Raw genomic sequence first — 12,989 nt, 5'->3', positions numbered from 1 at the left:
GAGAATCCGGCATGGATTTGGTGGTCCAGTGGTTGTCGTACCTGCTTGCTTTCGTCGCGGGGTCGGCGGTTTCCTGGGTGATCGTCACCTTGTCGATCAAACGAGCGAGCGACAACACTGAGAGAGAAGCTCCTGCGGATGTGTCCGGCTCGAATGAGATGGGCGCACAGTGATGACCTCTGTGCTGGTCGACCACGCACATTGGGGGCTGGTCGCGTTGTCCTTTGCTATCGGGTTGGTGTTGACCTTGACGCTGATGGTTCGTCGCGTCAAACATCAAGTGCCGGTTCCGACGTCGATGGGCGAGTTGGGCTCTGAGTCCGGCACACCGACGACCACGATCCCTGTTACAGAAGAGCCACCGACGACGATTCCCGTTGCAGAAGAGTCACCGACGACCACGAGTCCCGTGGCGCCATACGCGCCGTTTGGCCCGGGCTCCGCGCGTGCCCGCGCCGACGGCAGCGGGCCGGCGGGATGGCTGGTCAAGGGCCGGTCGGATACCAGGCTCTACTACACGCCCGATGACCCAACATACGATTCGGCTGTCGCCCAGGTCTGGTTCAAGGATGAGGAGTCCGCGAAACGGGCCTATTTCACGCCGTGGCGCAAGAGCTCACGGAAATAAGGTATTCAGCGGGGTTGCGTCGGTTAGCTGGGCGCGGGTATGCGCAGCAGCAGCCGCGCACCGCCCAGCGGGCTGGTTTCTAACGACGCCGTCCCGCCGTGCAGCCGGGCCTGCTGGGCCACCAGCGCCAGCCCCAGGCCTGACCCCGAATGCGATGCCGTCGAGCCTCGAGAGAATCGTTCAAACACCACCTGGCGCTCATCCTCGGGCACGCCGCTGCCGTTGTCGTCGACGGCGATCTCCACCCCGGACCGCGAACTGACTGCGGATAGCTGGACTTGGGTGGCGCCGCCATGTTTCACGGCATTGGCGATTGCGTTGTCGACGGCAAGTCGCAACCCGGCCGGCAACCCCACAATGATGCAGGTCGGCGACGGCACCAGTGAGACGTCGAGGTCAGGGTAGCTCCGGGTCGCGTCGTGGGCGGCACGGTCGAGGAGGTCGGTGATGTCGACCGGCACGTGATCGTCCGACGTCGACAGTTCGCCCTGGGCCAACCGCTCCAACGCGCTGAGGGTGGCCTCTATCCGCGACTGGGTGCGGATCACGTCGCCCAGGACTTCTTTGCGTTGGTCGTCGGCCAGATCCAATGTGGCCAGCACCTCGAGATTGGTGCGCATTGCGGTCAATGGTGTGCGTAGCTCATGGGAGGACACCGCAGCGAAGTCGCGGGCCGATGCTAGCGCCTCCTTGGTCCGGTTCTGTTCATTCCAGATGCGCTGCAGCATTCCCCTCATCGCCTCGGCGATTTCAACGGCTTCGGTGGCGCCGTGCACTTCCACCCGTGGTGCCTCGTCTCCGGCATCGATTGATCGGGTCTGCTGAGCGAGCTGTTTGAACGGGCGCACCGCGAATGCGGCCAGCAGCCAAGCGAACACGGCCGCCGCGGCGATGGCGAATCCGCAGATCAGTAGCACTCGGCGGTGCAAGTTGTTGGTCTCGGCGATGGTGGCGTCGTACGTCGCGCCGACGGCAATTGACGTCGGCTCTGGTGCCGGGATCTCCACCGTGCGCACTCGGTAGCGCACCCCGTGGAGGTCGGTGTCGGCGTAGTCGTCTTTCAGTTTGGGCAGCGTGATGTCGGAATTCGACTTGACCAAGTTGCCGCGGCGCACCGTGATGATGGCGTCCCGGTCGTTGGGCGAGCGCGGAATTTCGTCAAGGCCCCGCGGCACGAACGGGATCGCGAAACCCGCGGCCTCGTCCAGTTTGCGGTCTAGCCGCTCTTTGCGGTCGTTGGTGATCCCGACCCAGACGACGGTGCCGACGATGAGCACTGGAATCGCTGCACCGATGGCTGTGGCGACCACCACCCGGGTTCGCAACGACGGCGTACGGGCAAAGATGCGCGACAGGATATTCATGGCATGCTTCGATCCGGTTACTGCATGCGCAGCACGAACCCGACTCCTCGAACGGTGTGCAGTAGCCTAGGCCCGCCGTTGGCCTCCAGCTTGCGGCGCAGGTACCCGATGAACACGTCGACGACATTGGTGTCGGCGGCGAAATCGTAGCCCCACACCAGCTCCAGCAGCTGGGCGCGCGACAGTACGGCGGTCTTGTGCTCGGCCAGCACTGCCAGCAGATCGAACTCTCGCTTGGTTAGGTCGACGTCGACACCATTGACCCGGGCTCGCCGACCGGGGATGTCCACCTCCAGCGGGCCCACGGTGATGGTTTCCGAGGAGGACGTCGCGGTGGCGCCGCGGCGGCGCAACAGCGCCTTCACTCGTGCTACCAGCTCGGCCAGCACGAACGGTTTGACCAGGTAATCATCGGCGCCGGCCTCCAGGCCCGCCACCCGGTCGTCGACCGAACTGCGTGCGGACAGCACGCAAACCGGGACGTCGTTGTCCATGGCTCGCAACGCCGTGACGACGCTGACACCGTCCAATACCGGCATGTTGATGTCGAGCACGATTGCGTCCGGCCGGGTCTCGGTGGCGCTGCGCAACGCCTCGGCCCCGTCGACGGCGGTTGATACCTCGAATCCGGATAGTCGTAGGCCGCGCTCCAGCGAGGCAAGCACATCGGAGTCGTCGTCGACGACCAACACTCGAGGTGAGCTGACACCAGTGTCCATGCCGCCCATTTTGCCGGATCGTTGCCGACGGCGGTGGGAGGACCACCCGCTGGGTCGCGGGGGAGTGACCCGCCGCACGGCTGTTCCCCGAGTGTCTGCTCTCGACACGGCCGCCCGTCGGTTAATAGTTACTGTTTCGGCGCTGACTGTGTGGTAGTCGAAATCAGTTGGTAGACAGCGATATCCAGTGTATTTGCCACCGCTGATGTTGCGGGATTTAAACTTTGGCGCGCCATCTTGCACCTGGATCGGGAGACGGATTCGGCGAGGGCTAGGGCGTGGTGCTGGCATTCGGACGCGTTGACGCAGTTCGTCGAAGACATCCGGTTGGGTCAGAGGGCCTCGGCGGTCGCGCGTCCGGCAGCGCGTCCGGAGAAGATGCAGCCACCCTGGAAGGTGCCTTCCAGCGCGTTGTAGCCGTGCACCCCACCACCGCCGAACCCGGCGACCTCCCCCGCGGCATACAGGCCGGGAATGGGTTTGCCGTCGGCGCCTAGCGCGCGCGAGGCAAGGTCGGTTTGGATGCCGCCCAACGTCTTTCGGGTCAGGATGTGCAGTTTCACCCCGATCAGTGGTCCCGCATCGGGGTCGAGGATGCGGTGCGGGGCGGCTACCCGGCCGACCCGATCGCCCAGTGAGCGCCGCGCGTTGCGGATGCCTTGAACTTGGACGTCCTTGCTGAACGGGTTGGCCATTTGCAGATCCCGGGCTTCGATCTGCGCGCGGATCACGGCCGGGTCCAAGAGGGGTTCATCGGTGAGGGTGTTCATTCTTGCGACGAGTTCTTCGAGGCTTTCGGCGACCACGAAGTCGGCGCCGTGGGTTTTGAACGCCTCGACCGGGCCCGGCGCATGCTTATTGAAGATCCGTTCCCGCAGAACTGCTTTGCGGCTCTTGGAGGTGATGTCGGGGTTTTGCTCCGAGCCGGACAGCGCGAACTCTTTCTTGATGATCTTCTGGGTCAGGATGTACCAGGAGTGGTCGTAGCGCGCGATGTCGGGGGTGGTGCGCAGGTACCGCAGGGTGCCCAGGGTGTCGTAGCCGGGTAGGTAGGGGGCGGGTAGCCGCCGGCCCAGCGCGTCGAACCACATCGACGACGGGCCGGGAATGATCCGGATAGCGTGGTTCGGCCAGATCGGGTTCCAGTTGATGACGCCTTCGGTGTAGTGCCACATCCGGTCGCGGTTGACCAGCCGTACTCCGCTGTCGGCGGCGATGTCGAGCATCCGGCCATCGACATAGGCGGGCACACCGGTGATCATGGACGCCGGTGGGGTGCCCATCCGCTGCGGCCAGTGGCGCCGCACCATGTCGTGGTTGCCGCCGATCCCGCCGGTGGTGATGATCACCGCCTGCGCGGACAGCTCGAACTCGCTGATCTTTTCCCGGTTGGAGGGGGCGCCGCGCACCGAGTCGTCGGGTGCCAGCACTATGCCTTTGACCCCGGTGGCAGCGCCGTTGGTGAAGACCAGTTCGTCGACGCGGTGACGGTGATAGAACGTCACCAGCTTGCGCGCCGAGCCTTGGCGGGCCGAGTTCACGAACGGCTCCACGACTCCGGTGCCGGTACCCCAGGCGATGTGAAAGCGGGGCACCGAGTTGCCGTGCCCGTTGGTGCGCAGATCCCCGCGCTCACCCCACCCCACGGTGGGCATGAACTGGATGCCGTGCTCAGCCAGGTAGGCGCGCTGATCCCCGGTGGCGAACTCCACATAGCGCCGAGCCCACTTTGCGGCCCAGAAGTCTTCATCGTCGAGCCGGTCGAATGCCGCGCTCCCAGACCAGTCGTTCCAGGCTAATGTGAAGGAGTCCTTGATCCCCAGACGGCGCTGTTCGGGGCTGTCGACCAGGAAGATCCCACCGAACGACCAGAAGGCCTGACCACCCAGGTTAGCTTCGCTCTCCTGATCGACCAGCGCGACCTTCTTGCCCCGAGCGGTCAGTTCGTGGGTCGCGACCAGTCCGGCCAAACCGCCGCCGATGACGATGGCATCAGCGTCCATGTCATGGTCTCCTAACGGTTTGGTACTGATGCCGCCCTCAGGCGCCGTCGGATGCCTAATTGAATCAGATATTCTTATGCATTGGAGTGTGATGTAGATGACATCCACAACTGCCGACGCTGCCAAGCCGGTCCGGGTGACAAAGCGTCGCGCAGAAACTCGTGCCCGGTTGCTTGACGCTGCGTTTCAGGTGTTCGCCGACAAGGGATTCGGGCATGTGCGCATCGAGGATGTATGCACGGTGGCCGGCTACACCCGCGGGGCGTTTTACTCGCAGTTCGACCGCCTTGAGGAACTGTTCTTCACGCTTTACGACCAGCACGCGACCCTGATCGCCGAACAGCTCAGCACCGCCATCGCGGGGTCGGCCGAACCGGCCGAGGTTGTGGACAGGGTTGCGGCCACCCTGCTGCTCGACCGTGACTGGCTGCTCATCAAAACCGACTTCCTGATGCACGCCGCGCGCCACCCCGACCTCGCCCAACGCCTGGTCGCCCACCGCGCTCAGCTGCGAGCAGCCATCGAAGACCGTCTCAGCAGCAGAGCCACCGAGTTACCCGCTGCACTTGGGACAGTGAGCGACGCCGCCCGCGCTGTTGTCGCCATATACGACGGGGTGAGCATTCAACTCCTGCTCGATGGCGACCAGGCCGCCGCCCGCAGCTGGCTCAGTCAACTTCTCAACCTTCTGCTGACCCGCTGACCACCTGGCCAGATCACCGGTAGGCCAGGCGGTGACGGTGGTGCATGGGCCGCGGGCAACGTTGCCATGACCGACTGACACGTTCACCCGGACATCACCACGGTCATGTGTCCCGTGTCGGGTACCTGGTGTCAGTGTCGCGGGGCAACCCGATGCGGCGGTAACGCTGCAACCGCGCCGCAAGACGCTGGGCATCGGGTACCTCGCGTAGCGCGTGCAGCTCGGCGGCGATAGCACTGGACAGCCGTTGGGAAAACGCGACCGGTTCGTCGGCAGCGTCGGGATGCTCGGGCACGATCACGTCGACGATTCCGGACTTCAGCAGGTCGGCCGACCGGATGCCCTGGGCCGCTGCAAGTTCGGCGGCATGAGCGGTGTCACGGAAAACAATCGCGCTGGCGCCCTCCGGCGGGAGTGGCGCCAGCCAGCCATGCAGTGCCGCCAGTACCCGGTCGGCGGGCACCATGGCCAGCGCCGGTCCGCCGCTGCCCTGACCCAGTAGCACCGACACCGTCGGAGTGTCCAGCGTGACGAGCTCAGCCAGGCACTGGGCGATCTGGCCGGCCAGCCCACCCTGCTCGGCTTCGGCCGACAACGCCGGGCCAGCGGTGTCGATCACCAGCACGAGCGGTAGGCGTAGCTCGGCGGCCAGCGCCATGCCGCGCCGGGCCTCGCGCAACGATGCGGGCCCGACCCTGCCCTTTTCCAACCCGCCGGGACCTCGTTGCTGACCAAGGACCACTGCGGGCTGGCCGGCGAATCGGGCCAGTGCCAGCAGCGTGGTCGCTGCCTCGCCGTGACTGGTGCCGGACAGCAGCACTCGGTCGGTGGCGCCGTGCCGCAGCACTCGTTCGACACCTGGCCGGTCAGGCCGTCGCGACGCCATTACCGAGTCCCAAGCCGGCACATCCGGTATCGGTTCGGGTCGCGGCGGCGGCGGTGGCGGCTCGGGGACATCGGCGATCACCGTCAGCGCACGATCCAACGTCGGTCGCAGTCCATCCAGCGCGACGACAGCGTCGATTACCCCATGCCGCTGCAGATTCTCCGCGGTCTGGATGCCGGCCGGGAAGGGCTCGCCATACAGCAACTCGTACACCCGAGGTCCAAGGAAGCCGATCAGAGCACCCGGCTCGGCGACGGTGACGTGGCCCAGCGAGCCCCACGACGCGAAGACTCCGCCGGTGGTCGGGTTACGCAAGTACACCAGGTAGGGCAGACCCGCCCGTTTGTGGAGTTTGACGGCCGCGGCGATCTTCACCATCTGCAGGAACGCGACAGTGCCTTCCTGCATGCGGGTGCCCCCGGAGCTCGGCGAGGCCAGCAGCGGCAGCCGCTCGGCCGTCGCTCGCTGCACGGCGGCGGTGATCCGCTCCGCGGCTGCCACCCCGATCGAGCCGCCGAGGAAGCTGAACTCGCAGACCACGATCGCTACCTGTCGCCCGAATACGCGCCCCTGGCCAGTCAGCACCGATTCGTCTAGGCCGCTGGCGGCTCGGGCGTCAGTCAGCTCCCGCGTGTAGGACTCGGTTACCGGCAGCGCTAGCGGTTCGCGGTCCCAGCTGACGAATGAGCCAGCGTCTAGCACCGCGTCGCGGAGTTGGTCGGTCGTGATACGACTCACCCGACGAGGCTATATAGGCTGGCCCAATGATCGGTATTACCCAGGCCGAAGGCGTTATGACTATCGAGCTGCAGCGTCCCGAGCGCCGCAACGCCCTGAATTCGCACCTTGTCGAGGAGCTGCGGGAGGCGGTACAGAAAGCCAGTAGTGCCGCCAGCGAGGCGCCCACCCGCGTGATTGTGCTGACCGGCCAGGGCACAGTGTTCTGCGCCGGCGCGGACCTGAGCGGAGACGCGTTCGCCGCTGACTACCCTGACCGGCTGATCGAGTTGCACAGGGTCATGGACGCAGCTCCGATGCCGGTAATTGGTGCTATCAACGGCCCCGCCATCGGCGCCGGCCTGCAGTTGGCCATGCAATGTGATCTGCGAGTTGTCGCACCGGACGCGTATTTTCAGTTTCCGACATCGAAATACGGTCTGGCCCTTGATAACTGGAGTATCCGCCGACTGTCTTCGTTGGTCGGCCACGGCCGGGCCCGCGCGATGCTGCTGACGGCGGAGAAGTTGACCGCCGAGATCGCGCTGCAGACCGGGATGGCCAACCGCATCGGCACGCTGGCCGACGCCCAGGCCTGGGCCGCCGAGGTGAGCGGTCTGGCACCGCTGGCGATCCAGCACGCCAAGCGGGTACTCAACGACGACGGCTCCATCGAGGAGGCGCGACCGGAACACAAGGAGCTCTTCGACAAGGCCTGGGCCAGCCAGGATGTCATCGAAGCGCAGGTCGCCCGGGTGGAGAAACGGCCGCCGAAGTTCCAGGGGGCATGACATTCATGCTGCGCAGAGCGCTGCGATGGGCCGCTGGTACGTCCGCGCTGGCGGTGGGCGGTTGGCTGTTGCGGGCATTGCATGGCGCGCCAGCCGCCCTCGGTGCCGACCTAGCTTCGATCCAGGCGGTGGCGGAGGGTTCTCCGAACTACCGAGACGGCGTCTTTATCAACCTCGAATCCGCCTCGGTGCTCGACATGGACCGCGAGCAACTGCGGCTCATCGCGTGGGAGTTTATCGGTGGACGCGACGCGAGCCGGCCGGCAGCGCCGATCCCGTTGGCCGCACCGAATATTTTCGAGGCTGTCCCCGGCCAGCTCGCGGTCAGCTGGTTCGGTCACTCGACGACGCTGCTGGAGATCGACGGCTACCGTGTGCTCACCGATCCGGTGTGGAGTGACCGATGCTCGCCCTCGGACGTGGTCGGACCGCACCGGCTGCACCCACCGCCGATACAACTGGAAGCGCTGCCTGCCGTTGACGCGGTGATCATTAGCCACGACCACTACGACCATCTCGATATCGACACTGTCATCGGGTTGGCTCGCACACAGCGGGCCCCGTTTTTCGTGCCGCTCGGTGTCGGTGCCCACCTTCGCGCCTGGGGGATCCCTGAGCACCGCATCGTCGAACTTGACTGGGACCAGAGTGCTCACATCGACGAGCTCACCCTGATCTGCATGCCGGCACGGCATTTCTCGGGGCGCTTCCTGAACCGAAACACCACGCTGTGGGCGTCGTGGGGGCTGATCGGTCCAAGTCGTCGCGCGTATTTTGGCGGCGACACCGGCTACACCAAGAGCTTCGCGCAGATCGGCGCCGACCACGGGCCGTTCGACCTGACGTTGATGCCCATCGGCGCCTACCATTCGGCATGGCCGGACATCCACATGAACCCTGAGGAGGCGGTCCGGGCGCATCTGGAGGTCACGGACTCACGGTCAGGACTGCTGGTGCCGATCCACTGGGGTACCTTCCGGCTGGCTCCTCACCCGTGGGCTGAACCGGTCGAACGGCTGCTCGTGGCCGCCGAAGCTGCACAGGTCCAGGTCGCCATACCCGTCCCCGGTCAACGTCTCGATCCGGCCGTGCCGTTGAGGTTCAATCCCTGGTGGCGGCTCTGATTGGCTAACTCCGTGTTTTCCGGCCCGCTCGGAAGTTTGGGGTTCCCGCGCTAGAGTCTGCGGGCATGACGAAGCGCGCGGCGATGGCCGCTGTTGTGATGGTCGTGTTGGCGTTAAGCGGATGTGGTTCTGCTCAACCGGTGTCGAACCCGCCGTCCACTTTGTCTGATGCTCCTCCCAACGAGGTGTCGGGTCTGCAGATTCCGGCCGGCCGCATCGACAATGCCGTATCCAAGGTCGACGGCCTGGTCAGCGAGCTGATGAAAAGCAGCGGCATACCGGGCCTGGCCGTGGCCATCGTTCATGGTGGAAAAACCGTGTACGCCAAGGGTTTCGGTGTCAGGGACATCAGCAAAGGTGACGGTCAAGACAACAAGGTTGACGCAGACACCGTTTTCCAGCTGGCTTCGATGTCAAAATCCGTGGGTGCCACAGTGGTGGCGCATGAGGTGACCGACGGCGTCATCGGATGGGACACACCCGTGGTGTCCAAGTTGCCGTGGTTCGCGTTGGCTGATCCTTACGTCACCAGCAATGTGACCATCGCTGACCTGTACTCGCATCGCTCTGGGCTACCCGATCACGCAGGCGACAAGCTGGAGGATCTCGGCTACGACCGGCACCAGGTGATCGAGCACATGCGCTATCTGCCGCTGGCGCCTTTTCGGAGTAGCTACGCCTACACCAACTTCGGCTTGACCGCCGCCGCTGAGGCGGTGGCCACCGCGGCGGGCAAATCGTGGGAGGACCTGTCCGATGAGGTGCTGTACCGCCCGTTGGGGATGTCGTCCACGAGTTCGCGATTCGCCGACTTCATGGCCAGGCCTAATCACGCGGTGAACCACGTCAAGGTTTCAGGCAAGTGGGAGCCACGTTTCCAACGTGATCCCGATGCGCAGACGCCCGCGGGCGGGGTGAGTTCAACGGTCAACGACATGGCCCACTGGCTGACCATGGTGATGGCCAACGGAAGCTACAACGGCCAGTGGATCACTTCGCCTGAAGCTCTGCTGCCCGCCATTACTCCGCAGGTCATTTCGGTGGCCGCGACATCGCCGCAAGCACGGCCCGGCCTCTACGGCCGCGGCTTCAACGTGTCGGTGACGTCGTCGGGGCGTACCGAGTACAGCCACTCCGGTGGCTTCGGGTCGGGGGCAGCGACGAACTTTGTGGTGCTGCCATCCGAGGACATCGGCATCATCGTGTTGACCAACGCCGCGCCGTATGGTGCGCCGGAAACGCTGACCGCGGAATTCATGGATCTGGTGCAGTACGGCCAGGTTCGCCAGAACTGGGCCACCCTGTATAACCACGCAGTCGGCCCGATGAACAACCCGGCGGGCTCGCTGGTCGGCAAGCAGCCGCCAGCCAACCCTGCGCCGGCCAGACCGCTCGGCGACTACCTCGGCGTGTACGCCAGTGACTACTGGGGTCCGGTCATCGTGACCGAACGAGACGGCGCGCTGCAGCTGGCAATGGGGCCAAAAAACCAGACGGTCACCCTGACACACTGGGACGGCGATACCTTCACATTCCCGTTGACGAATGAAAATGCCGCGCCTGGAACGATTTCCAAGGCGGTCTTCTCAGGGTTCCCCGGCGCCACTCTAAACCTTGAGTACTACGACACAGAAAAACTGGGAACGTTCACCCGATGACCACATTGTCGCCCGGCGGCCTGACCGACGCCGAGGTGGAGCAGCGGGTTGCCGAGGGCAAGAGCAACGCCGTTCCGCAGCGCGCCGCTCGCAGCATCGCGGACATCGTTCGGGCCAACGTTTTTACCCGAATCAATGCGATCCTGGGCGTGTTGCTGATGGTCGTGCTGGCGACGGGTTCAGTGATCAACGGGTTGTTTGGCTTGCTCATTGTCGCCAACAGCATTATCGGCATGGTCCAGGAGATTCGGGCCAAGCAGACGCTGGACCAGCTGGCGATCGTTGGGCAGGCGAAACCGTTGGTGCGCAGGCAATCCGGGACTCGAATACTTCTGCCCGGCGAGGTGGTGCTCGACGACGTCATTGAGCTCGGCCCTGGAGATCAGGTCGTCGTCGACGGCGTGATCGTCGAGGTGGATGACCTGGAGGTCGACGAATCGCTGCTGACTGGTGAGGCGGATCCGATCACCAAGGACATCGGCGATGCGGTGATGTCGGGTAGCTTTGTCGTCGCTGGTACCGGCGCCTATCGCGCCACCATGGTGGGCCCGCATGCCTATGCCGCCAAGCTGGCCGAGGAGGCCAGCAAGTTTACCCTGGTGAAATCCGAACTGCGCAACGGTATTAACCGGATTCTGCAGTTCATCACCTACCTGTTGGTGCCGGTGGGTCTGCTGACTATCTACACCCAGTTGTTCACCACACATGCAGGGTGGCGGTCATCTGTGCTGCGGATGGTGGGTGCGCTGGTATCGATGGTGCCAGAAGGGCTGGTGCTGATGACGTCGATTGCTTTCGCGGTCGGCGTCATCAGGCTGGGTCAACGTCAATGCTTGGTGCAAGAGTTGCCCGCTATCGAAGGGTTAGCCCGGGTCGACGTGGTCTGCGCGGACAAGACCGGCACCTTAACCGAAACTGGCATGTGGGTTTGCGCTGTCGAGGATCTGACTGCCCAACGGGCCCAACGGGAAAGTGTCGCGGAGGTGCTGTCCTCGCTGGCCGTTGCCGACGCCCGCCCCAATGCCAGCATGCGGGCGATCGCCGAGAGCTATCAGCGGCCGCCCGGCTGGATCGCCACCGCAACAGCACCTTTCAAGTCGGCCACCAAGTGGAGCGGCGTGTCCTACCGCGACCACGGCAATTGGGTGATCGGTGCGCCCGATGTGCTGCTCGATCCGGCTGCGGCTGCTGCTGAACAAGCCGAGCGAATCGGCGCGCAGGGGTTGCGGGTCCTGCTGCTCGGTGCCGGCGACGTAGCCGTCGACGATCCGCACGCGCCGGGTCATGTCACCCCGGTCGCACTGGTGGTGCTGGAGCAAAAGGTGCGACCAGACGCCCACGAGACGATGGAGTATTTTGCTGCCCAGGATGTTTCGGTCAAGGTAATCTCCGGCGACAACGCGGTTTCGGTCGGCGCCGTCGCCAGCAAGCTCGGGCTGCGTGGAGACGCGATGGACGCTCGTCAACTCCCCGCGGGCCAGACTGAACTGGCTGACGCTCTGGAAACCCGCACCACGTTCGGCAGGGTGCGGCCCGATCAGAAACGGGCCATCGTGCGTGCCCTGCAATCGCGTGGTCATACCGTCGCGATGACCGGCGACGGCGTCAATGACGTGTTGGCGCTTAAGGATGCCGATATCGGCGTCGCGATGGGGGCGGGCAGTCCCGCATCCCGCGCGGTGGCTCAGATCGTGTTGCTGGACAACAGGTTTGCCACGCTGCCTTATGTCGTCGGTGAGGGCCGTCGGGTGATCGGAAATATCGAGCGGGTGGCCAATCTGTTTTTGACCAAGACGGTGTATTCGGCGCTGCTGGCGTTGCTGGTGGGTACCGAATGCTTGTTCTCCAAACTGCTCAACGCCGACCCGCTGCTGTATCCGTTTCAGCCAATCCATGCCACCATCGCGGCGTGGTTCACGATTGGAATCCCGTCGTTCATTCTGTCGTTGGCACCCAACAATGAGCGCGCTTATCCCGGTTTCGTCCGGCGGGTGCTGACGTCGGCGCTGCCGGCCGGGCTCGTGGTCGGCAGCGCAACTTTCGTCTCCTACTTGGTGGCCTACCGCGGCCGTCACGCCAGTTGGCAGCAACAGGACCAGGCGTCGACCGCGGCGCTGCTCACGTTGCTGGTAACCGCGCTATGGGTGCTTGCCGTGGCGGCGCGTCCCTACCAGTGGTGGCGGCTGGCGCTGGTCATTGGCTCGGGTCTGGCCTACGTGGTGATCTTCAGTGTGCCGCTGACTCAGAAAAAGTTCTTCCTGGATCCGTCGAATCTCGTGGTGACGTCGACCGCGTTGGGGATCGGCGTGCTCGGCGCCGCAGTGATCGAGGCAATGTGGTGGATTCGGGCCAGGAAGCTCGGGCTCGAACCGCGGTTGTGGCGGTAACCCGGTAGG

The 12,989-nt window shown here is 64.7% G+C and carries 11 protein-coding genes; 7 read left to right on the top strand and 4 right to left on the bottom strand.

Annotated elements, in window-relative coordinates; all coding sequences use genetic code 11:
* Positions 1-11: 11 nt before the first annotated feature.
* Entirely contained in the window at positions 12-173 is a 162-nt protein-coding gene (gene arfB / locus B586_RS21480; RefSeq protein WP_047314263.1) for a channel accessory protein ArfB, read from the top strand.
* Between the two features lie 11 nt (positions 174-184).
* Complete coding sequence (arfC, locus tag B586_RS16280; RefSeq protein WP_438804118.1) at positions 185-628, top strand: channel accessory protein ArfC, sunset domain variant; 444 nt, start codon at positions 185-187, stop codon at positions 626-628.
* A 23-nt stretch (positions 629-651) separates the two neighbouring features.
* On the opposite strand, the gene B586_RS16275 is transcribed toward arfC, so the two are convergent.
* The 3 genes from B586_RS16275 to B586_RS16265 form a co-directional block, all read right to left on the bottom strand.
* Positions 652-1,992 (bottom strand): sensor histidine kinase, encoded by a 1,341-nt coding sequence (locus tag B586_RS16275; RefSeq protein ID WP_047314265.1) that lies wholly within the window; start codon positions 1,990-1,992, stop codon positions 652-654.
* Between the two features lie 17 nt (positions 1,993-2,009).
* Entirely contained in the window at positions 2,010-2,720 is a 711-nt protein-coding gene (prrA, locus tag B586_RS16270) for a two-component system response regulator PrrA (RefSeq protein WP_156166248.1), read from the bottom strand.
* 323 nt (positions 2,721-3,043) lie between these two features.
* Positions 3,044-4,714, bottom strand: a complete 1,671-nt coding sequence (locus B586_RS16265) for an FAD-binding dehydrogenase (protein WP_054879406.1) — start codon at positions 4,712-4,714, stop codon at positions 3,044-3,046.
* Between the two features lie 97 nt (positions 4,715-4,811).
* Between B586_RS16265 and B586_RS16260 the strand changes: the two genes are divergently transcribed.
* Positions 4,812-5,417: a TetR/AcrR family transcriptional regulator gene (locus tag B586_RS16260; protein WP_047314267.1), complete on the top strand. Its 606-nt coding sequence runs from the start codon at positions 4,812-4,814 to the stop codon at positions 5,415-5,417.
* Between the two features lie 103 nt (positions 5,418-5,520).
* On the opposite strand, the gene B586_RS16255 is transcribed toward B586_RS16260, so the two are convergent.
* The gene (locus B586_RS16255) at positions 5,521-7,041 is read right to left on the bottom strand and encodes an acetyl-coenzyme A carboxylase carboxyl transferase subunits beta/alpha (RefSeq protein ID WP_047314268.1); all 1,521 of its coding nucleotides are present in this window, start codon (positions 7,039-7,041) and stop codon (positions 5,521-5,523) included.
* Between the two features lie 26 nt (positions 7,042-7,067).
* Between B586_RS16255 and B586_RS16250 the strand changes: the two genes are divergently transcribed.
* The 4 genes from B586_RS16250 (at position 7,068) to B586_RS16235 (ending at position 12,980) form a co-directional block, all read left to right on the top strand.
* Positions 7,068-7,811 (top strand): enoyl-CoA hydratase, encoded by a 744-nt coding sequence (locus B586_RS16250; protein ID WP_054879407.1) that lies wholly within the window; start codon positions 7,068-7,070, stop codon positions 7,809-7,811.
* A gap of 5 nt (positions 7,812-7,816) precedes the next feature.
* Positions 7,817-8,935, top strand: a complete 1,119-nt coding sequence (locus tag B586_RS16245; RefSeq protein ID WP_156406906.1) for an MBL fold metallo-hydrolase — start codon at positions 7,817-7,819, stop codon at positions 8,933-8,935.
* A 65-nt stretch (positions 8,936-9,000) separates the two neighbouring features.
* Entirely contained in the window at positions 9,001-10,593 is a 1,593-nt protein-coding gene (locus B586_RS16240) for a serine hydrolase (protein WP_054879408.1), read from the top strand.
* Positions 10,590-12,980, top strand: coding sequence for a cation-translocating P-type ATPase (locus B586_RS16235; protein WP_054879409.1), 2,391 nt, complete (start codon positions 10,590-10,592; stop codon positions 12,978-12,980). The genes B586_RS16240 and B586_RS16235 overlap by 4 nt, the downstream gene beginning before the upstream one ends.
* Positions 12,981-12,989: the final 9 nt, after the last annotated feature.

It is taken from the genome of Mycobacterium haemophilum DSM 44634, assembly GCF_000340435.2.
In the GTDB taxonomy this organism is placed as follows: Bacteria; Actinomycetota; Actinomycetes; order Mycobacteriales; family Mycobacteriaceae; genus Mycobacterium; species Mycobacterium haemophilum.
The sequence above is the reverse complement of the archived record's forward strand: the minus strand, read 5'-3'. Positions and strand labels throughout refer to the sequence as shown.